21 protein-coding genes and 1 tRNA gene are annotated in these 19660 nt (G+C 44.4%); 9 read left to right on the plus strand and 13 right to left on the minus strand.

The genetic code is table 11. The features are described 5' to 3' along the window. Nucleotides 1-6: 6 nt before the first annotated feature. Both ACX0G9_RS12205 and ACX0G9_RS12210 read right to left on the minus strand, forming a co-directional pair. Nucleotides 7-1008, minus strand: a complete 1002-nt coding sequence (locus ACX0G9_RS12205; protein ID WP_459065188.1) for an NADP-dependent oxidoreductase — start codon at nucleotides 1006-1008, stop codon at nucleotides 7-9. 15 nt (nucleotides 1009-1023) lie between these two features. Continuing rightward, the gene (locus tag ACX0G9_RS12210) at nucleotides 1024-1791 is read right to left on the minus strand and encodes an SDR family oxidoreductase (RefSeq protein ID WP_459065189.1); all 768 of its coding nucleotides are present in this window, start codon (nucleotides 1789-1791) and stop codon (nucleotides 1024-1026) included. A gap of 165 nt (nucleotides 1792-1956) precedes the next feature. Here ACX0G9_RS12210 and ACX0G9_RS12215 point away from each other — a divergent pair, with 165 nt between their 5' ends. Further along, on the plus strand, nucleotides 1957-2364 hold the full coding sequence (locus ACX0G9_RS12215) for a winged helix-turn-helix transcriptional regulator (RefSeq protein ID WP_459065190.1): 408 nt from the start codon (nucleotides 1957-1959) through the stop codon (nucleotides 2362-2364). Between the two features lie 443 nt (nucleotides 2365-2807). Next, entirely contained in the window at nucleotides 2808-3446 is a 639-nt protein-coding gene (locus tag ACX0G9_RS12220; RefSeq protein ID WP_459065191.1) for a hypothetical protein, read from the plus strand. Here the strand turns inward: ACX0G9_RS12220 and ACX0G9_RS12225 are convergent. Together ACX0G9_RS12225 and ACX0G9_RS12230 are read right to left on the minus strand one after the other, a co-directional pair. Beyond that, nucleotides 3437-3712, minus strand: a complete 276-nt coding sequence (locus ACX0G9_RS12225) for a DUF6596 domain-containing protein (RefSeq protein WP_459065192.1) — start codon at nucleotides 3710-3712, stop codon at nucleotides 3437-3439. The two genes, ACX0G9_RS12220 and ACX0G9_RS12225, sit on opposite strands and share 10 nt — an antisense overlap. Nucleotides 3713-3894: 182 nt before the next feature. Next, entirely contained in the window at nucleotides 3895-4158 is a 264-nt protein-coding gene (locus ACX0G9_RS12230; RefSeq protein ID WP_459065193.1) for a hypothetical protein, read from the minus strand. Between the two features lie 511 nt (nucleotides 4159-4669). Here ACX0G9_RS12230 and ACX0G9_RS12235 point away from each other — a divergent pair. Next, nucleotides 4670-5581, plus strand: a complete 912-nt coding sequence (locus ACX0G9_RS12235) for an amidohydrolase family protein (protein ID WP_459065194.1) — start codon at nucleotides 4670-4672, stop codon at nucleotides 5579-5581. Between the two features lie 187 nt (nucleotides 5582-5768). Then, the gene (locus ACX0G9_RS12240) at nucleotides 5769-6251 is read left to right on the plus strand and encodes a hypothetical protein (protein WP_459065195.1); all 483 of its coding nucleotides are present in this window, start codon (nucleotides 5769-5771) and stop codon (nucleotides 6249-6251) included. Between the two features lie 17 nt (nucleotides 6252-6268). Here ACX0G9_RS12240 and ACX0G9_RS12245 read toward each other — a convergent pair whose 3' ends face one another. The 4 genes from ACX0G9_RS12245 to ACX0G9_RS12260 form a co-directional block, all read right to left on the minus strand. After that, nucleotides 6269-7519, minus strand: a complete 1251-nt coding sequence (locus ACX0G9_RS12245) for an RNA polymerase sigma factor (RefSeq protein ID WP_459065196.1) — start codon at nucleotides 7517-7519, stop codon at nucleotides 6269-6271. After that, nucleotides 7509-7862 carry a YciI family protein gene (locus ACX0G9_RS12250; protein ID WP_459065197.1) on the minus strand — a complete coding sequence of 118 codons (354 nt, stop codon included), beginning with the start codon at nucleotides 7860-7862 and terminating at the stop codon, nucleotides 7509-7511. Before ACX0G9_RS12250 ends, ACX0G9_RS12245 begins: the two co-directional genes overlap by 11 nt. Before the next feature lie 53 nt (nucleotides 7863-7915). Then, on the minus strand, nucleotides 7916-8707 hold the full coding sequence (locus tag ACX0G9_RS12255) for an SDR family NAD(P)-dependent oxidoreductase (RefSeq protein WP_459065198.1): 792 nt from the start codon (nucleotides 8705-8707) through the stop codon (nucleotides 7916-7918). A 339-nt stretch (nucleotides 8708-9046) separates the two neighbouring features. Then, nucleotides 9047-9544 carry an LIC_13387 family protein gene (locus ACX0G9_RS12260; RefSeq protein ID WP_459065199.1) on the minus strand — a complete coding sequence of 166 codons (498 nt, stop codon included), beginning with the start codon at nucleotides 9542-9544 and terminating at the stop codon, nucleotides 9047-9049. Between the two features lie 462 nt (nucleotides 9545-10006). On the opposite strand from ACX0G9_RS12260, the gene ACX0G9_RS12265 reads away from it, so the two are divergent. Next, entirely contained in the window at nucleotides 10007-11146 is a 1140-nt protein-coding gene (locus ACX0G9_RS12265) for an ATP-binding protein (RefSeq protein WP_459065200.1), read from the plus strand. Between the two features lie 72 nt (nucleotides 11147-11218). On the opposite strand, the gene ACX0G9_RS12270 is transcribed toward ACX0G9_RS12265, so the two are convergent. From ACX0G9_RS12270 to ACX0G9_RS12290, 5 genes are all read right to left on the minus strand, one after another. Next, nucleotides 11219-11785, minus strand: coding sequence for a dihydrofolate reductase family protein (locus tag ACX0G9_RS12270; protein ID WP_459065201.1), 567 nt, complete (start codon nucleotides 11783-11785; stop codon nucleotides 11219-11221). A 329-nt stretch (nucleotides 11786-12114) separates the two neighbouring features. Then, a tRNA-Ser gene (locus ACX0G9_RS12275) sits at nucleotides 12115-12201 on the minus strand. 68 nt (nucleotides 12202-12269) lie between these two features. Continuing rightward, nucleotides 12270-13043, minus strand: coding sequence for a TatD family hydrolase (locus ACX0G9_RS12280; protein ID WP_459065202.1), 774 nt, complete (start codon nucleotides 13041-13043; stop codon nucleotides 12270-12272). A 347-nt stretch (nucleotides 13044-13390) separates the two neighbouring features. Beyond that, the gene (locus ACX0G9_RS12285) at nucleotides 13391-14017 is read right to left on the minus strand and encodes a polysaccharide deacetylase family protein (protein WP_459065203.1); all 627 of its coding nucleotides are present in this window, start codon (nucleotides 14015-14017) and stop codon (nucleotides 13391-13393) included. Between the two features lie 65 nt (nucleotides 14018-14082). Continuing rightward, nucleotides 14083-15174, minus strand: coding sequence for an ARPP-1 family domain-containing protein (locus ACX0G9_RS12290; protein WP_459065204.1), 1092 nt, complete (start codon nucleotides 15172-15174; stop codon nucleotides 14083-14085). Between the two features lie 145 nt (nucleotides 15175-15319). On the opposite strand from ACX0G9_RS12290, the gene gltX reads away from it, so the two are divergent. From gltX to ACX0G9_RS12310, 4 genes are read left to right on the plus strand one after another with little or no spacing between them, the layout of a single operon-like run. Continuing rightward, entirely contained in the window at nucleotides 15320-16876 is a 1557-nt protein-coding gene (gene gltX / locus ACX0G9_RS12295) for a glutamate--tRNA ligase (protein WP_459065205.1), read from the plus strand. A 59-nt stretch (nucleotides 16877-16935) separates the two neighbouring features. Next, nucleotides 16936-17397 carry a cobalamin B12-binding domain-containing protein gene (locus ACX0G9_RS12300; RefSeq protein ID WP_459065206.1) on the plus strand — a complete coding sequence of 154 codons (462 nt, stop codon included), beginning with the start codon at nucleotides 16936-16938 and terminating at the stop codon, nucleotides 17395-17397. A gap of 20 nt (nucleotides 17398-17417) precedes the next feature. Further along, a complete protein-coding gene (locus ACX0G9_RS12305) occupies nucleotides 17418-18239 on the plus strand; it encodes an enoyl-CoA hydratase/isomerase family protein (RefSeq protein WP_459065207.1) in 822 nt (273 codons plus the stop codon). A 16-nt stretch (nucleotides 18240-18255) separates the two neighbouring features. Beyond that, entirely contained in the window at nucleotides 18256-19578 is a 1323-nt protein-coding gene (locus tag ACX0G9_RS12310) for a DEAD/DEAH box helicase (RefSeq protein WP_459065208.1), read from the plus strand. The last annotated feature ends 82 nt before the right edge of the window (nucleotides 19579-19660 follow it).

The following is a 19660-nucleotide window of genomic DNA, read 5'->3' on the forward strand; positions in this document are numbered from 1 at the left end:
GTTTGCTTATTTAACCTTGATGACGACCTTACCCTTTGCGCGCCCACTCTCGACATAGGCTAATGCCCCTTCGATTTCATCGAAAGGGAAGACCTTATCAATAACCGGGCTTATTATTCCTGAATCAATAAGAGCAGCGATCTTACTCAACTGGCTACCTTCTGCCCGCATAAAAAGGAAAGAATAGCCTACGCGCTGGTGTTTTGCTCTCCTGCGTACGCCAAAGCTCAGCAGCCACATGGCCATTTTCAGCAGCCAGCCCAGTTGGGTATCTTTTGCAAAACCAGGGTCCGGAGGGCCGGAGATCGAGATAAGCTTGCCACCCGGTTTTAGCACCCGGAGGGACTTTTCCAGTGTTTTGGTATCCTGGCTGTTCAACACCACATCGTAATCACGCAGAATGGTTTCAAAATCTTCTTTTTGATAATCGATCACTACATCCGCACCCAGTGTTTTCACCCATTCTACGTTTGTCGTACCTGTCGTGGTTGCTACCGTAGCACCAATGTGTTTGGCCAATTGAATGGCGATTGTTCCCACACCGCCTGAGCCTGCCTGGATGAAAACTTTTTGCCCTTTTTTCAGGTCTGCCTTTTCAACAAGCGCCTGCCAGGCGGTCAGGGCCACCAGGGGGATGGACGCCGCTTCTTCCATAGTAAGCTTTTTGGGTTTAAGGGCTACATCGGCTTCATCGATCGCAATCAGCTCGGCAAAAGTGCCGATGCGATGATCTGCCGGTCGTGCATACACTTCATCGCCCACTTTAAAGCGGCTGACCTTGGAGCCTACTTTTGTGATCATACCTGCTACATCATGGCCTAACACAAAGGGGGGCTTGTAGGGCAGTATAAGTTTGAATTCACCATTTTTAATTTTTGAATCCAATAAGTTCACGCCGGCCGAATATACCTGAACTAATACATCATTTTCTTTTACAACCGGTTCCGGGATTTCTCGCAAGTGCAGTTTCTCTTTTTTGCCGTATCGGTCTATGATAAAAGCTTTCATTTTAAAAATTTTTCTTTATGGTTTCAAAGACCGGTAAGTTTTCTTAGTGTTAACCAGGCCGAAAGCTATTATCGGGAAAAGCCGGTTGATCATATACAGCAATTTTGTATTGCCCACACGGATAGTATATTGGTCTTTTTTAAGCCCGGCGATCAGGCCATTTACCAGCGCTTCCGCGCTCATTTTTTTATCGTCCCTGTTCGAGGTCATTTCTGTTTCCACAATTGGAGGTAACAATTCAAATACTTTCACCTTACTGTTCAATATACGTAAATGCTCCCTCAGCGACCGGGTATAAAAAGCCAAAGCCGTTTTGGAAGCCGAATAAGTAGCCTCGATCAGCGAAGGTAAATAACTGAGTATTGAGGTAGTATTTATAATTGCCGCCTCCTTCCTGGATTTCAACATATCCATAAAAAGATTGTTCAGCCGGATCACCCCCAGGTAGTTGACGTTCATTTCATAAGCGGCGCCTTCCCAGTGTTTGTCGTTGGCAAGTCCCAAATTTAGTGGCGGGACGCCAACACCTGCATTATTGTACAATATATCGATGCCGCCAAGACCTTTTACCTGGCTGAATAGGGAAGCGGCATCCCCGGCGTCTGCAACATCGCTGTTGATCGCAATCAAAGCGGGATATGATTTTTTGGCAGCGTCCAATTTCGCCTGGTTCCTGCCCGTAATAATAACTTTGGCGCCACCGGCTAAAAATTGCTTAGCCGCTTCCAGGCCAATGCCTGAAGCTCCGCCTGTTATCAATACTGTTTTTCCATTAATATTCATTTTATTATTTTTAATGTGTAAAAGTTGAATTGTTTTTTCCTGAAGAAGCCCTAGGCAATAAAATTGTTTGTTTCATCTTGCGTTGTATTGTACCTTTACTTGCAATTTGCAAGTGCAAATATAACAAGTTACTTGCAAATTGCAAGTATTTTTAAAATATTCTTTATGCCTAAAGCCAAAAAGAGGTCGGATTGTCCGGTTAGTTGTTCGCTAGATATATGGGGAGATAAGTGGTCTCTGTTGATTATCAGGGACTTGATATTTGCAAAAGAGTGCACTTATGGGGACTTTTTAAAATCAGCGGAAGGAATAGCCACTAACATTTTAGCCGCAAGGCTGAAAGTGCTGGAAGAAAACGGGCTTATCAAAAAATTAAAACATCCTGAAAGTAAAGTCAAAATGCTATATAAGTTAACCCGAAAAGGGATTGATTTACTTCCCTTAATGATTGAAATAAATTTATGGGCTGAAAAATATTATTCCATTCCGGAAGATAGACAAGCGATGTTGAAAGAGGCGAAAAAGGACAAGGCCGGGTTTATTAAAGCAATGACAAAAGAATTGGAACGTTGAATTAGTGTTTGAAAATCACGTCGCCCTGGAACATTTACTTCATCCAATAAATGCGCGAAATAGTCGGTTCAATCTTTTGGCTTTTAGACAGAGTGGGTGGTAATCAAACCCTACTCAGAATTTTCTTTGAAATACAAATAAAGCCTTGCTCAATTAAAGACAAAGGAAGCGATTAGGATTAGCTTCGCCCGCTCTCTCGGGGAAATCCGGCAAATATCCGAAGAGCAAAAGCAGCATTTTACCCAAGTTGATTTTTATGGCACGCTGCCTTAATGAAATAATCTATGACTATTTAAGATATTGCTAACTTAGTACCAGTCGAACTACCTAAAAAAAGAGGGTCATATAAGAAAATACCCGAAAGTAAATAATTGCTACTTTAATTCCGCCGCAAAGCAGCCAATGCGCCAACGTGGCCTGCAAGCTAAAACAACACTTTGTACATGAATAAAATTCTCATTCTTTTTCTGACGATTTTCATTTCAACTGTTTCATTTTGTCAAAAAATTGAAACGGTTTATTTAGACAAAAATGACAGTACTGCAAATATGTACATTGCTGTTGTACTACAAAATGGACAAATAAATTCGTTTATGTTTTTATTAGACGGATTTGGAAATTATTCACCACAAAACCTTTTAATTGAAACAGACCTACCTAAATATGTGTTTTCAAATCCAAGTAAGGTAAACGAAGAGGTTACTTATATGATAGGCAGAATTAAAAAAGAAATGGCTGGAACACCTGAAACTGCATTAGAAAATTTTTACAATAACTCGCCCTATTCTTTTTCAGACACAACACAAATAGCAATAAAACCTCTGATCAAAACACCAATCATGATAATATCAGAACCGGACATTCAATGGTGGCTTAGCCAAAGAGGTTATGATTATTCTTATATCAATATAACAGACCAGGCGGCAATGATTAACGAGTTGCAAAAATTAGGCAATGACAAAGCCGTTTTAATAACGACAATTAATAAAGGTTACAGAAAACCCAATAACAACAGACATCCACATTCCTGGAGCATTGCAGACACAGAGCAAACCTTCAAGTGGTTGAAATCTCAAAAATGACAAAAGCCAGGTATGCTCTGGCTTTCTTTGCATGTATCTAAACGCCGTTGCGCATATGATTGGGGGGGGGTTACTAAAGCAGGTTGTTCGATGAGTAAATTTATAAGTCGCAAGGCTTCCTGACAAAGCTCCATCCGCACTAACGCCTCAAGTGAGGATCCATGATACCCTTCGTTGAAAAGCAAATATAATGCTTGCAGAACGGAGGAAAACCTGGAGGAAAAATCCGCATCGGCGAGATCAAAAAGTTTTGTGGATTCCGCCAATATTTTCTTTGCCCGGGTAATGCGTTTTCCAATAGCGGCATGACTAATAAAAAAGGGCTAGGATAGAAATCCAGGCCCGTTTAAAATCCAATATCCTATGAAAAACCAAATGCTATAAATTCAAGTATTGGGCCAAAGGCTATAAAGACAGAGTATAATATGTAATATAATGTAAGTTAATCCTACCGAAGATTATTGATAATTTCATCTACTCTAGTTTGGGGATTTGTTCCCGAAGTATTTGTAGAATTTTTCCCCCAAACTAAGGTCCTTAGTTCGGCTTGTTCCTTTTCTGCAATCAGGTCAAAAATCCTTCTAAGGCGATATTTCATTGATTGTAATTCCTCTGTAGGTCGGCAATCCAGGGCTACAATAAATATTTTTATTTCTTCAATAAGAAGATTTCGCAAAACAGTAGCCGACAGTTCCTCCAGAGCCCTTTCCATTTTTTCATATTAAAAACAGGGTAAAAGCACAAGAATCATTCCAAACTGCGGTTATTTCAGTGAAAAAATAACCCTTACCGAATATATCCCGTAACAAAGCATATACCGCCATCAATATTATTGGGCAGGCATCACCAATTGCATTTTATATTATGAACCGGTGGTTGCTGAATTTTGCATATAAAATAACTGTTAATTGGTGGGTTTTTGTATTAGCGTGTCTGGGGGGCTGTAATGTTTTCGGGCTTCATTGCTGTTTTCATTTGCTCATTGTGCGCTTCCACCAATTGCCGCAAGGACATTATCATTTACCTGGAAAACTGGGCAATCGTCTTAACCCTTCCTGAAAAACATATCGGACAATCTGCGGATTAGAAAAGAAGATTTTATTGTAATTTAGCCTGGTACAACCGGACGATTATGAATAGTTTAAGCATAGATCAGAGTTGGCAACTCTACCAACGAGCTTATAAAAAAAGCGTTCGATTGCGAAATTATAAAAAGACCTCCAATGGACAGACAAATTATAATAATACTTATATTTATTCCGAGGTTTTTGTTTGCACAATCCCAAACAAAAATTATCGACATGCACATTCACTCATATACGGACAGTGATTTCGGTAAGCAGAAAGGTGCAACCGATTATTATGGAACAAAAGGTTCTACAAATGCGGAAGCTCATCGAGAAGCAACCTTAGCAGCGTTCAGAAAATTTAATATAGTGAAAGCTGTAGTAAGTGGAAATCCTGAAAGTGTGGAAAACTGGACAGCGAAAGATAGTGGTAATATTGTGATCAGGGGAATTTTGATGTACACTCCAAATGATTACGGAATGGACACGATCAAATTCGAGCATATGGTTAAAGACAAAAAAATTGAAGTATTTGGAGAACTTGCCCCGTATTATAGTGGAGGTACATTAAGTGACTCTATCTGGCAGCCTTATTTACGCATCTGTGAAAAGTATGATATTCCGGTAGCTGTCCACACCGGTGGTGGCGACCCTGGAGGGACCTATTCATGGTCACCTAAAGCAAGACTAAGGTTAGCGGACCCTTATTTAATTGAAGATGTTTTAGTGCAATATCCTAATCTTAGAATTTATATGATGCATGCTGGAGGAGAAGACTGGCCGGAACATGCAATTAGACTTATGGCCTATTATCCAAAACTCTATACAGATCTCGCAGTGATGCTCTGGGTGGAACCTAATACACAACGATACATCAAAGATTTCCTCCGAAATATCAAGGAAGCCGGATATCTGGATAGAGTAATGTTTGGTTCTGACCAAATGGTATGGCCATATGCTATTGAGAAATCAATTCACTTTCTGAATAGTTTGACCTTTCTTACTAAACAAGATAAGGAGGATATACTTTACAATAACGCAATGAGATTTTTACGACTGAAAAAATGATAATTTCCAACAAAAGCGTTGTTTCATAACTTCAGGAATATATCTTCTATTGGGCATTTGCTAAATTCCCATTTTCAGTTGCAATTACATTTGTCAATTTTTAAAGGACTTCCCGATATACTAAAATTCTTGTACTTCGGTAGCGACACAGCATCACAGCAATCTCTAAAAGAGTTAATAGAATTGGTTGCTGCAAAATATAAGCTACAAGGAAAAGACTTTTATATTGGCGGGTTTTCAATTAGTGGGACTTGTGTTTTCAAATCCAAGTCAGGTAAACGAAGAGGTTACATATATGATAGACAGAATTAAAAAAGAAATGGGAGGAACACCTGAAACTGCATTAGAAAATTTTTACAATAACTCGCCCTATTCTTTTTCAGACACAACACAAAGAGCAATAAAACCTCTGATCAAAACACCAATCATGATAATATCAGAACCAGACATTCAATGGTGGCTTAGCCAAAGAGGTTATGATTATTCTTATATCAATATAACAGACCAGGCGGCAATGATTAACGAGTTGCAAAAATCAGGCAATGACAAAGCAGTTTTAATAACGACAATTAATAAAGGTTACAGTAAACCCAATAACAACAGACATCCACATTCATGGAGCATTGCAGACCCAGAGCAAACTTTCAAATGGTTGAAATCTCAAAAATGACAAAAGCCCGGTATGCCCTAGCTTTCTTTGCAAGTATCTATACGTCGTTGCAAGAAATTACGTTCCATAGGATTGCGTGCCAACGAAAGCGCTGTGGAGAAGTGCGTTTTCGCAACCGGGTAATTTCCCCGACGGAGTTCAAGTTCACCAAGCGTAGCCGGGTAAAACGGGTAAGAAGAAAGGCGATGAAGGTCATGGATGATGCGTATCTCCTGCAATCCCCGTTCCGGGCCATCCAGTTGTGCGATGGCAATCGCACGGTTAAGTGCAATGACCGGAGAAGGATGGATAGCCATAAGCATATCATAAAGCGATACTATCTCTTTCCAATCGGTATCTTCGCTTCCAGCGGCACTATTATGCATTGAAGCAATAGCCGCTTCAATATGATATTTTGTCAGTTCTGTACCAGAGGCAGAAAGGTTAAGAAGCGTTTGTCCTTCTGCTATGAGGTTATGATTCCATAAAGACCGATCCTGTTCAAAGAACGAAACAAGATTACCCGAACCATCTAAACGAGTTGGCAGACGGGCCGCGTTGAGATACATCAACGCAGCAAGCGCATATGATTGGGGGGTTACCAAAGCAGGTTGTCCGATGAGTAAATTTATAAGCCGCATGGCTTCCTGACAAAGCTCCATCCGCACTAACGCCTCAGGTGAGGATCCATGATACCCTTCGTTGAAAAGCAAATATAATGCTTGCAGAACGGAGGAAAGCCTGGAGGGGAAATCCGCATCGGCGAGATCAAAAAGCTTCGTGGATTCCGCCAATATTTTCTTTGCCCGGGTGATGCGTTTTTCAATAGCGGCATGACTGCTCATGAAGGCCTGTGCAATCTCCTTTACATTGAATCCGCATAATATGTGCAATATAAGTGCAATTTGAGCCTCTTCAGAGAGGCGGGGATGGCAGCAGGAAAACATCATACGTAGCTGGGAATCGTTCACAGCGGTAGCACTAAAAGCCTCCTCTACCGTCGGAACCAGCGTCCATTCCGATTCAAGAAACCGCGCTAGTTCTGGCTCAGACACTCTGGCCGTGCGCTCCCGGCGCAAGATATCCACGGCACGGTTCCTGGCAGAAGCCATCAGCCATGCGGAAGGATTTTTCGGCAGTCCGCGTAACTTCCACGTCTCCATCGCACGGCAGAAGGCGTCCTGAGTGACGTCTTCTGCCAATGCGAAGTTACGGACTCCGAAAAGCCGGGTAAGCGTGGCAACAATTCTTCCGAATTCATGCCGGAAAAAATGTTCCTCAATATCCATCGCCTGATTCTATCTGTCCGATTTGACGTACCTCCACAGAACCGCCATCCTCGAAAATGGGACATCCCAGGGAAAACTCCAAAGCCTGTTCGATATCCCTGGCCGCAATAATACTATAACCTCCGACCACGTCTTTAGCTTCGGCATAGGGACCGTCAATGACCTGCTTTTTTGTGCCTTTGACTACCTTGCCCCCAGGTTGCAAAGGCTCTCCGAGAGATTTCACATGGCCTTTGTCACTGAGATCCTTAAGCCAGGTCATCCATTTGGCCGTTTTCTTCTGCATTTCCTCAGGAGATGCAGGTAGTTCGTAACCTCGATAGAAATATACAAATTCATTCATAGTAGTTTTCTTTATGTTGATGTTTAAAAAATATAGGTTTTTGTCAGCAGATACTAGTCGTCCAGGGCTCCCATGGTCACATTGACGGTCGATCCCATCATCCCTCCTGCCTTATCGGAAGCCAGAAAGGCTGCTACATTAGCCATCTCTGCGAGTGTCAGGAAGCGCTTGGGATGGTTCATGCCTGCAAGATAACCTGAGAACTGTTCCCAGGTCAGGCCCGCTGTCTTTGCCCTCCATTCAAATATTTCCCTTATTGTCTGTGTTTCCGGCATGCCATGCGGCTGCAGACCGACAACGCGGATGCCCTGAGGAGCGAGTTCAACCGACAGGTATCGCGTAAGCGCTTCCTTGGCAGCCTGTGACGGACCATAACCTCCGTTTGGCGTGCCTATTCTTGCGGGAGGCGCAGTAACGGTCATGATCACCCCGGATTTATTCGGGAGCATGCGTCTTGCCGCTAAACGCGCAGTCAGAAAGTAGGATGTGGTATAGCTCATGATTGGCATGGAGAATTGTTTAAGATCCATATCGACCAGCGATCCTCCCAGATATTTGGCTGGCGAGTTCCCCATCGCATTGAACGAAATATCGATACAGCCTGCATTAGCTACTACATACTGTAGATGCCTGTCTATAGCCTGCTCATCAAGGGCATCAACCTCTGCTGCCTCGGCAACGCCGCCAGCAGACAAGATGTCCTTGGCAACCGCTTCCACAGGCGCCAGGCGGTGCCCGGTAAGAAAAAGCCTCGCTCCTTCGCGTGCGAATGCACGTGCGACAGCGCCGCCGATTTCGCCGCCCGCCCCATAGATTACCGCCACTTTGTCTTTCAATTCATTCATAATTTTATTTTTTTATGTTTAGAAATTACACGTGAATCCTTCACGCTGCATAACTAAGACGTATTGGGTTAACGTTCCGGACATTTTCCGGACATTTTATTTTCTGTTTATGAAAGGAGCAAATGTTTCACAGATCTTGACCTGGTGGACCAGGCGGCTGAGATAAATGGCCTATGCTGTTCCCGATAGGTCATTCTTCATAAAATTATCTTTTTATTTCTGGATTCTGTGGACATTCAAAACGAAAGATAATTAGTTTGATGTTCCCCGAAAATTGGTGTTTGACGGATATCCATCAAGATGGGCGAAGAAAATTTAATGAATGTGTTATTACATGGTTTAGGCTTTTTTTAGCAGTTGCACGGTCGCTATCAGCAGAGTTATGAACATAACACACTCCATTATTAACGGCGGGGTGTAAAAATAGCGAAAAGAGAAATAAGCGCCGATAAGGCAGGTCGCGGAGATGACTACGGTAATGGTGCCTACGCGTCGTGGGGCAAGAGGGGCAAGATCTGACAACAGCCAGAGGATAATTGCCACCGTGATCATAAGGACCGCGATCCAGAGCCCCCATCCAAAATAAAGATTCCAATAACTTGAGCGTTCTCCAAAGAAAAGAAAATCGACAGATTTCATCGAACCTACGAGTTGTAATTCCCGAGGGGTATGCGATGTCCAGGGGTATCCCCACAAATGTCCGATCGTTAACCCAACAAACAGAATAGAGCTGATGCGAATTAATGCAACCGGCGAGATAAAAAAACCGGATAGGCTAATACCAGATTTGTTTTTGGAGATCATCGAAGATGAGTTCTCAGGATTTTCATTTGTCATTATTTCTAATTTTTTTATGTTGAGAAATTACACGTGAATCCTTTAAGCTGCATAACTAAGACGTTTGGGGTTAACGTTCCAGACATTTTCCGGACATTTTATTTTCTGATTATGAAAGAAGCAAATGTTTCACAGCTCTTGACTTGGTGGACCAGGCGGCTGAGATAAATGGCTTATGTTGTTCCCGATAGGTCATTCTATCTGATAGAGAAGGAATTGCAGGAAAATAAAAACGGCACAAGCGAAGAATATTTCGACTTGTGCTATAAGGCGGCCCTTACGATACAATTCTCGAACCGCATTTCTTTATTGATTTTTAAAACAACCAGCAGACATATATTATTATCAATTAACCCTTTGCGAGTCATTTCTATTGTATAACGGCTCAATTTACTTAGATTAGGCCTGCTTAATGACTGAATTAAGCTAAATTAGGTCACTAAAATGGCCTAATTTTGACTTATGGATATACCTAGAATCTTGGAAGAGACGCTGGAAAAGCAATTGAGCAAGCAGAAAGTAATTATGCTTTATGGTACCCGCCGGGTTGGAAAAACGACCCTTATTCAGAATATTGCCGAAAAGCACAAGGACGATGTACTGTTATTACAGGGAGAAGATATGCAGGTCGCGGCTATCTTACAACAACGGACGATTGCCAATTACGAACGCCTGATTCGGAACAAAAAAATTGTAATAATTGATGAAGCGCAGGCCGTTCCCGACATTGGACGGGTTTTAAAATTAATGATCGATAGTATAAAAGGAATAACCATAATTGCCACCGGCAGCAGTAGTTTTGATCTTGTTGCAGCCGCGGGAGAGCCTCTGGTTGGCCGCCAGTTGGTTTATCAACTATACCCTATTGCTCAGGTAGAACTTACCCAATTAGAGAACCTATTGGCTACGACATCCAACCTTGAACAACGGTTAATCTACGGTAGTTACCCCGAATTGTGGCACCTTCCTACAACCGAAGAGAAAGAAGTGTATCTAAAATCACTGGTAAATAGCTATCTACTTAAGGATATTCTTATATACGAAAATGTAAAGGGAGCGGACGTACTCTATAAACTTTTACAGTTACTTGCTTTTCAGGTCGGAAGCGAGGTAAGCACCGTGGAACTGGGCAATACACTGCAATTAAATAAGGGTACAATAGATCGCTACCTCGACTTACTTGCCAAGGTCTTTATTATATATCCCTTGTCCGGTTACAGTAGCAATTTACGTAAAGAAGTAAGCAAAAGTAAAAAGTGGTATTTCTATGATAATGGTATTAGGAATGCCTTGATAAATAATTTTAGCCCGTTGCAAAATCGTAATGATATTGGGCAATTATGGGAACAATATTTTCTATCAGAAAGGATAAAATTTAATAGTTACAGAGGCTATAACCCGCAATATTACTTTTGGCGAACTTACGATCAGCAGGAATTGGACCTGATTGAAGTTAACAACAGACAGGAACTGGCAGCTTTCGAATGCAAATGGAAGCAAGGAAAGATCAAAATTCCTGTTGGTTTCGCAAAAGCATACCCCAATGCTACATTTGCGGGTATTACACAATACAATTACCTGGATTTCATTACATCAATTTAAAAGGATATTTTTTTCATGCTAACGCGTTCAAAAAACAGGAGAAGAAAGACCGTGATTTGCCAGCATTCCGGGTTAACGGATTGGCTGATATTCGAGGATAAGAACCCCGTTGTCGATCGCGCGCGCGTGTTTGAGCCCGAATTTCTTCAATTCCCGGTTGTCATCGAAAAGCCTCAACCCGCCGCCGATCGAGACAGGATATACCAACAGCCGCAGTTCGTCGATGAGGTCGTGGTGTAGCAGTGCCTTGGCAAGGGTGGCGCTCCCATAGACGAGGATATCACCACCATCGGTCTTCTTCAGCGCGGCGACGTCTTTGGACACGTCGCGAAGGATATGGCTGTTGTTCCACTCCACCTTTTGCAGGCTCCGGGATACGACATATTTCGGCAGCTGGTTGATGCGGTCGGCGAACCCGCCGCCGGTCTGTCCGGGCCAATATTCGGCAAACATTTCGAATGTGGTTTTGCCCAACAGCAAGGTATCCACGCCAGCAAGCTCATCAACCTTGTACTTGCCGGTTTCCGGAGCGCTGTATTTGGACTGCCAACCCCCATGAGGATGAGGGGTTTCATTGCCGCCGGGCGCTTCGACAACACCATCGAGGGTGATGAATTCGGTAACGATAATTTTTCGCATATTTTTTTTGTAAAACTAGCGAACGTTGTTTGGTCAAACGGGTGGCGAAAACGACATTCAATAGGGGCAAATACGCCTTGTTAACGCAGATTAACAGACCACTGATATGCTTTTGCATTGGAGCGGAAAATCGTCCGGTTTCCTAACGACACACGTTTAAGGGGATTACTTCCGCTTCGCTCCAGTGATCCCGGAATGGGGGGCGTCAAAAGAATCAATCGCCGGCACTTCGTGCCTTCCATTTTTATGCCCGTACGCTTAGGCAAGCTCGCTTGCCAAGCTTCCGGGCATAAAAATGCCCCGCTATTGCGGGGCGATTGATTCATTTGCGGAGAGGGCGGGATTCGAACCCGCGATAGGATTTCTCCTATACACACTTTCCAGGCGTGCTCCTTCAACCACTCGGACACCTCTCCTGTTCTTTATTTTATTACCAATCAGACCTTTGGTCCGCTTGGGGGCGGCAAAAGTACAATTTCCAGATTTAAATGCCGAATATTTTTTGGGCATTTTCTGTGGTGATCCGGGCGACCTCCTCTACAGGTATCCCCTTAGCCTCCGCCAATTTGGCCGCTACATATTTAATATAGGCACTTTCATTCCTTTTGCCACGGAAAGGTACAGGGGTGAGATAAGGAGCATCTGTCTCCAGGACCAGGTGCTCCAGTCCTATTCCCTCCTGCTGCAGCAATTCAGCAAGGCCAGCCTTTTTATAGGTGATCACCCCGCCGATCCCCAGGAAAAATCCCAGATCAATAATCTCCCTGGCCATCTCATACGTGCCTGAAAAACAATGAAAGATCCCGCGGAGTTTTCCCTTTTGATGTTCCCGGATTACGGCAATACTTTCTTTCATGGAATCCCTTGAATGGATAACAATCGGGATATCATATTGTAAAGCCCATTCCGTTTGCCGGTGAAAAGCGTCAAATTGCTGTTTCTCAAAACTCCTGTCCCAATAAAAATCCAATCCAATCTCACCTACGGCAGACCAGGAACGACGCCCGAGCCACCCTTCCACCAGAGAAAGCTCTTTATTGTAATCTTCTTTTACCGAACAGGGATGAAGCCCTATCATCCCAATGCACTTGCCGGGATATCGCTCTTCCAGGGCTAAAAGATCCGCCAGGGTACTGCTTTCCACGGCCGGCAGATAGAATTTCTCAACTCCTTCTTTTTCAGCCCGCTGTATTGTATCTTCTATATCCTCTTTAAATTCCTTCAGGTATAAATGACAATGGGTATCGATCAATCGCATAGTAAAGTTGTGTTCAATTAAGTGGGTATTTTAATGTCGGTTCCTGGTTGCAAATATCCCAAAAAAACAATCGATCCCCTGAACATTGCGCCCATAAAGGAAATTACTTTGCATAAATCAAAAAAAGGTTTACCTTTAAATCAGTTTTCATAGGGTACGGATTAAAAACGGGCCAGGGTGTCTACCCAGGCCCAATTTATTTTTAAGCGAAGCCCGGCCGCTCATTCCCCACACGACCCTATCCGTTATAGTTGATCCAACCCGAAGAATCTCTAATAACCGTTCATTTACGTCAGCTGAATTTTTTTACTTATTTATTCAAAAATTGAAACACTTTGGCTTTACGATTAGGGCTGCAGCACTTCAAACCGGTATCCCAGGTCCGAAAAATGTCGCAAAACCCGGGGTAGTGCACCCCGAAGCCGGAGAAAGGCTTTTTCACTGTCATGAAATACAATGATGGAACCCGGCCGCGCATGCCGTATCGTATTCCTGGCGCATTTTTCAGGAGTCAGCGATATATCAAAATCAGCACTAAGGACATCCCACATGATAACTTTATAATGATATGGAGCCTTCCGGAGACGAGAAGACTGGTTGGAAGTAATCCGGCCATACGGAGGGCGGAAAAGATCCGAATCTATATACCTGGCTGCTTCCTTTATATTTTCTATATATTCTCCTTCCGCGACCTTCCAGCCATTCACATGATTATGGGTGTGATTGCCCACCCTGTGCCCTTCTTCCAGTATTCTTTTATATAGTTTCGGGTGTTCCTGTACGTTTTTGCCGATACAAAAAAAACTGGCTTTGGCCTGGTATTTCTTCAATTCGTCCAATACAAACGGGGTGGCGACGGGATGAGGACCATCGTCAAAACTAAGATAAAGTACCTTTTCCCGGACCGGCATTCGCCAGATCAGACCGGCATAAATCCGTTTTAACCACCAGGGTGTTCTTACCAGATAGAACATAATATGGCAATTTACATAGATTCTCCAATGTTACGGTTACAGGAGGGTTATCCTATTAATAAAGGCTATGGGGTTTCCTTCTTCGCGGATTCTTTAAGGAAAGTATGCACATGCACCACCTGACCCTTCTGTCGGAATATCCGTCCATTTTTACGGGCAAATTCCTCCTGGCTGGGTTCATTTTTTAAAAGGCTGTCCATATATCGGTGGAGAGGCGGGTCAGGAAGACTGACCGGCCCTCCGAATAAAAGAGCATCATCAATATAACTATGTAACAGCGGTTCCAGTTGAGGGTAAAACAAACCGGTACCCGCAAATATATCGCTGCCGATCACTTTATAACCCGAGACTGCAACAAAACCCACGATCGTACTGTCCGAATTCCTGAACTTTTGTTGGAAAAACCGAAAGTATTCCCCGTCCGCCTCCATATGTTTTTTGTCCAGGTTCCTGGACAGATAGGCTTCTGTCGTGTTCTTATAAGCACCTGCGGCTAATTGTTTCTCGATTTCCTTCCAGATCAATACCTGGTTCCGGGTGGAATCCAGTACTTTCCTCAAATGGGGATTGGCATAATTGCTATAGGCGAATTTTTTTTCCTTTTCACTCCAGCGGCCTTCTTCCACACACATTACGGGAACGTATTGATCTTTGGACGAAGGCTCCAGGATCGTATCCCGGATAACCATCCTATCCTGTCTGCCGCCGGCAATGATCTCCCCTCCCCCAATCAAAATGGATTTTTCCGAATGAGTATTAAACCGTAACCAATGTACATTGTCGAAGGAAGTACTTCCGCGTTCACTGACCGTAACCAATCCCTGGTTAAGGGCATCCTTAAGGGTTACCGGGTTACCCGGAACACCGCCTCCCGGTATTCCTCCACCTCCTTTCATCCGGATTGGAATGATCTTTAAGTTTTTATACTGCCAGGCGCTGTCATAATCAACGGTTAAGGTCTGGTATGTAAGCTGGGCAGACGCAGGCAAAAGGGAGATGACACAAAGAAATGAAAAAAGGAACTTCACAGTCTGGTCTATTGTTTTAAAATTACCATTCCTAACGCCAAAATCGTACCCATTAGTACTTTTCCCGGCCCTCAGCCTGGCCATTAACAAAAAACGGGAGCAACGGGCGCCACGGCAGATGCTAATCATTAGCCACAAATTCTATATGGGTAACTTAAAAGCACCCCCGCCATAACCTAAAGGGGGCGCCACGGCAGAATGCCAATCATTAGCCACAAATTCTATATGGGGTAACTTAAAAACACCCCATATAGAATTTGTACCTTTGGGAGCTATGAGCAAAAAAGTCAGGTTAAGATTTGCCCCCAGTCCAACGGGGGGCTTGCATTTGGGAGGGGTCAGAACGGTGTTATTCAACTACCTGTTTGCCCGTCAGCATCAGGGGGATTTTGTCCTGCGAATAGAAGATACCGATCAAAGCCGTTATGTTCCGGGGGCCGAAGAATATATTCTCGATTGTCTGAAATGGTGTGGACTGGAGCCGGACGAAAGTCCGGTAAAAGATGGGAAATACGGACCTTATCGCCAAAGCGAACGAAAGGCCCTGGGAATTTATGAAAAATATGCCCGGCAATTGCTGCAGGATGGATTTGCCTATTATGCCTTCGATACCCCTCAGGAATTGGAAGAAATGCGGGTAAAATACAAAACAGCCGAAAATCCTTCGCCGCAGTATAATCATTCGCTCCGGGAAAAAATGAAAAACTCCCTGACCCTGCCTGCCGAAGAGGTGCAAAGACTATTGGCAACCGGCACACCTTACGTCATACGGATCAAAATTATTCCCGGGGAGGACGTAAGATTTACCGATATGATCAGGGGGGAAGTTCATTTTTCCTCTTCCGGTCTCGACGACAAGGTGTTGCTGAAGGCAGATGGAATGCCTACCTACCATTTGGCCGTGGTCGTAGATGATCACCTCATGGAAATCACGCATGCTTTTCGTGGAGAGGAATGGTTGCCCAGCGCCCCTGTCCATATTTTATTATGGAAACACTTGTTTGGGGTGGATCATATGCCCCAGTGGGCCCATCTTCCCTTGATCCTGAAACCGGAAGGAAACGGAAAACTGAGCAAACGGGATGGAGACCGCCTGGGTTTCCCTGTATTTGCCATGAACTGGACAGATTCAAAAACAGGAGAATTGACCAAAGGCTTCAGGGAGATCGGTTTTTTACCGGAGGCCTTCCTTAATATGCTGGCCATGCTGGGCTGGAATGACGGCACAGGTCAGGAATTGTTTACCCTTGATGAACTGGTAAAGGCATTTTCAATTGAGCGGGTTCATAAAGGCGGGGCTAAATTTGATTTTGAAAAAGCAAAATGGTTTAACCAGGAATGGATCAAAAAAACACCCGTAGCACACTATCAGCAACAGGTTAAGGCTTTATTTGCGGAAAAGGGCATTGTGGTTGGCAATGAGGAGATCAGACACCATCCCAAATTCGAAAAAGTACTGGAACTGGTAAAAGACCGCTGTCATCTGCTTACGGATTTCGTAACCCAGGCGGCCTTCTTTTTCCAATCTCCGGAAATAATCGACATATCTCCGATCCAGCCAAAATGGAATGAGGCCAAACAGCAATTTTTCGTAGAGTATATCCGGCAGTTACAACTCCTTTCACAATGGGAAGCATTTGAACTGGAAAAGGAATTCAAAGAGATGGCAGCAGCGGCACAGATCAAACCGGGCGATCTGTTAATGCCACTGCGGATCATGCTGGTTGGCGGAAAATTCGGTCCGGGTGTTTTCGACATTGCCGCACTTATCGGCCGGGAGGAGACCATCAAACGCATTCACCACACCCTGAGCTTATTGCAGAAAGGGTAAGGTGGAGGAGATTGCTTATTTTTACAACTCAACGATTACGAACGATAACGATACCTTGCATGGATACAAGCTCACAGGATCTTTCGTCACAAGCCTCCGGAAAACAGGGTCCCCGGGGACGCCCTATCCGGGTATTAGTAGCCAAGGTCGGCCTCGATGGTCATGACCGGGGAGCCAGGATCATTGCCACCGCCTTGCGGGATGCCGGCATGGAAGTGATATATACCGGCCTTCGCCAGACCGCTGAAATGGTGGTCAACGCCGCTCTTCAGGAAGACGTGGATGCTATCGGTATCAGTATCCTGAGCGGAGCGCATATGACGGTATTTCCCAAAATAATCGAATTGATGAAAGCCCGGGGCATGGACGATGTATTACTGACCGGAGGAGGAATCATTCCCGATGAGGACAGACTTCAATTGCAGGCTTTGGGAGTAGGCGATCTGTTTCAACCCGGCACGCCAACAACAGCCATCTCCAAATATATCACGGAATGGGTCGGTGAGCATCGTGATTTTTAGTCTATCAATAAACTCCTTTTATGTACACAACATTATTAACCGGTCTTTCGGATCATATTTTCACGATCACCATCAATCGCCCTGACAAACTCAATGCCCTGAACAAAGCTGTAATGAGTGAACTGGATGAAGTGATCAGTGAAGTTTACGAAAACCGGGAAATTAAAAGCGCGATAATTACCGGCGCGGGACCAAAAGCATTTGTCGCCGGCGCAGACATTTCCGAATTCCTCGGATTAAGCCAGGAAGAAGGGCAGGCTCTTTCCAAAAAAGGACACGATATTTTTTTTCGTATTGAAAACTCTCCTAAACCTATAGTGGCGGCAGTAAATGGCTTTGCACTTGGAGGAGGAAACGAACTGGCTATGGCCTGTCATTTACGTTTTTGCAGTGCCAATGCCAAATTCGGTCAACCGGAAGTCAACCTGGGGCTGATACCCGGTTATGGCGGCACTCAGCGGCTGACCCAACTTATCGGGAAAGGCAAAGCCCTGGAATTAATGCTCTCCGCTGCGGTGATTGACGCACAGGAAGCTTTGCGATTGGGATTGGTGGGCCAGGTCACGTCAGCTGAGGAATTGTTATCCAAAACCCGGGAGTTCCTGCTGACGATCCAGGCCAAGGCCCCTGTCGCAGTAGCCCGGATCATCGAATGCGTGAATATCGCCGCCGGAAGTCCGGCAGCGTCGGCAGCGTCACCATCGTCGGCAGAAGGCGCAAAAGCAGGCAACGGCTTTATTTTGGAGCAGCAAGCTTTCGGAGAATGTTTTGCTACGGAAGACATGAAAGAGGGCGCCGCAGCCTTTCTGGAAAAAAGAAAGCCCGTATTTACAGGTAAATAGGGCGTAAATTTGCAAAATGCAAAAGGATTCACCGTCGATTGACCAGATACTTTCCAATTTCAAGATCGACGCTCTAAACGAAATGCAACTGGCTTCCCTGGAAGCCAATAAGACGGGCAAAGATATGATCCTGCTGGCTGATACAGGATCAGGGAAGACCCTTGGGTTTCTCCTGCCGGTCAGGGAATTGCTGGATCCTTCCCAATCCGGAACACAGGCCCTGATCATTACTCCTTCCCGGGAACTGGCCCTGCAGATCGAACAGGTTTTTAAGACCATGAGTACCGGATTTAAGGTCACCTGTTGTTATGGCGGGCATAAACGTGAAATAGAAGAAAATAATCTACTGGAAGCCCCTGCACTGATCATCGGAACTCCAGGGAGACTGGCAGACCATATTCGCAGGGGAAATATTAAACTGCCGGGGATCCGGACACTGGTGCTGGATGAATTCGACAAATCCCTCGAACTGGGTTTCCTGGAAGAAATGTCCTTTATTATCGGCTCTCTTACCTCTTTGAACAAAAGGATCCTTACCTCAGCCACCGAAGCAGCGGACATTCCCGCCTTTATCGGTTTGCACGAACCCGAACGGATCAATTTTTTATCCGGTGAAAAATCTGCAGCGCTGGCCATTAAATGGGTAAGGAGCGAGGATAAAGACAAATCAGATACGCTTTTCCGGCTGATCTGCTCCCTGGGTAACCGGTCTACAATCGTATTTTGCAATCACCGGGAATCCGTGGACCGGACCAGCGCCATATTGAAAGAAAAAGGGATTGTAAATGTATTTTATCATGGAGCGCTGGAACAGCCGGAAAGGGACAGCGCCTTGGGCAAGTTCCGCAATGGCAGCTCCAATGTCCTCGTGACCACGGATCTGGCGGCCAGGGGATTGGACATACCGCATATCCGGTATATCATTCACTATCATTTACCAAATACGGAAGAAGTTTTCACCCACCGGAACGGAAGGACGGCGAGGATGGAAGCCAGCGGCACCGCTATCCTTATATTGTCTCCTGAAGAGAGACTTCCCGCCTATATCGATCCCGGAATCGAGGAAATCGAGCTTCCGGAAAGCAGCGTAATTCCGGAAAAACCTAAATGGACCACTTTTTTTATTGCTGCCGGTAAAAAGGACAAAGTCAATAAGATCGATATTGTAGGGTTTTTAGCGAATAAAGGGCAATTGAAACAGGAAGATATCGGCCTGATCGAAGTAAAAGACTTTATTTCTTTTGTTGCCGTTCGTAAATCCAAAGCCAGCGCTACGTTGCAGCTAGTGAAGAACGAAAAGATCAAGAACAAGAAGGTGAAAATCGATATCGCTAAGTGAACCTGTGAGGTGTGATGATCTTGCCGGACAGTGGAGTTGATAAGGTGATTTAATTATGGTTTATTGTATGCATTGATGCCTA

Source organism: Flavitalea flava (genome assembly GCF_054461575.1).

Coding starts and splice junctions, on each gene's coding strand:
- ACX0G9_RS12260 (WP_459065199.1), bottom strand. CDS start 9,544: ATGACAAATGAAAATCCTGAGAACTCATCTTCGATGATCTCCAAAAAC.
- ACX0G9_RS12270 (WP_459065201.1), bottom strand. CDS start 11,785: ATGCGAAAAATTATCGTTACCGAATTCATCACCCTCGATGGTGTTGTC.
- ACX0G9_RS12310 (WP_459065208.1), top strand. CDS start 18,256: ATGCAAAAGGATTCACCGTCGATTGACCAGATACTTTCCAATTTCAAG.
- ACX0G9_RS12305 (WP_459065207.1), top strand. CDS start 17,418: ATGTACACAACATTATTAACCGGTCTTTCGGATCATATTTTCACGATC.
- ACX0G9_RS12290 (WP_459065204.1), bottom strand. CDS start 15,174: ATGATTAGCATCTGCCGTGGCGCCCGTTGCTCCCGTTTTTTGTTAATG.
- ACX0G9_RS12210 (WP_459065189.1), bottom strand. CDS start 1,791: ATGAATATTAATGGAAAAACAGTATTGATAACAGGCGGAGCTTCAGGC.
- ACX0G9_RS12215 (WP_459065190.1), top strand. CDS start 1,957: ATGCCTAAAGCCAAAAAGAGGTCGGATTGTCCGGTTAGTTGTTCGCTA.
- ACX0G9_RS12285 (WP_459065203.1), bottom strand. CDS start 14,017: ATGTTCTATCTGGTAAGAACACCCTGGTGGTTAAAACGGATTTATGCC.
- ACX0G9_RS12265 (WP_459065200.1), top strand. CDS start 10,007: ATGGATATACCTAGAATCTTGGAAGAGACGCTGGAAAAGCAATTGAGC.
- ACX0G9_RS12230 (WP_459065193.1), bottom strand. CDS start 4,158: ATGGAAAGGGCTCTGGAGGAACTGTCGGCTACTGTTTTGCGAAATCTT.
- ACX0G9_RS12280 (WP_459065202.1), bottom strand. CDS start 13,043: ATGCGATTGATCGATACCCATTGTCATTTATACCTGAAGGAATTTAAA.
- ACX0G9_RS12255 (WP_459065198.1), bottom strand. CDS start 8,707: ATGAATGAATTGAAAGACAAAGTGGCGGTAATCTATGGGGCGGGCGGC.
- ACX0G9_RS12235 (WP_459065194.1), top strand. CDS start 4,670: ATGGACAGACAAATTATAATAATACTTATATTTATTCCGAGGTTTTTG.
- ACX0G9_RS12220 (WP_459065191.1), top strand. CDS start 2,808: ATGAATAAAATTCTCATTCTTTTTCTGACGATTTTCATTTCAACTGTT.
- gltX (WP_459065205.1), top strand. CDS start 15,320: ATGAGCAAAAAAGTCAGGTTAAGATTTGCCCCCAGTCCAACGGGGGGC.
- ACX0G9_RS12250 (WP_459065197.1), bottom strand. CDS start 7,862: ATGAATGAATTTGTATATTTCTATCGAGGTTACGAACTACCTGCATCT.
- ACX0G9_RS12245 (WP_459065196.1), bottom strand. CDS start 7,519: ATGGATATTGAGGAACATTTTTTCCGGCATGAATTCGGAAGAATTGTT.
- ACX0G9_RS12300 (WP_459065206.1), top strand. CDS start 16,936: ATGGATACAAGCTCACAGGATCTTTCGTCACAAGCCTCCGGAAAACAG.
- ACX0G9_RS12205 (WP_459065188.1), bottom strand. CDS start 1,008: ATGAAAGCTTTTATCATAGACCGATACGGCAAAAAAGAGAAACTGCAC.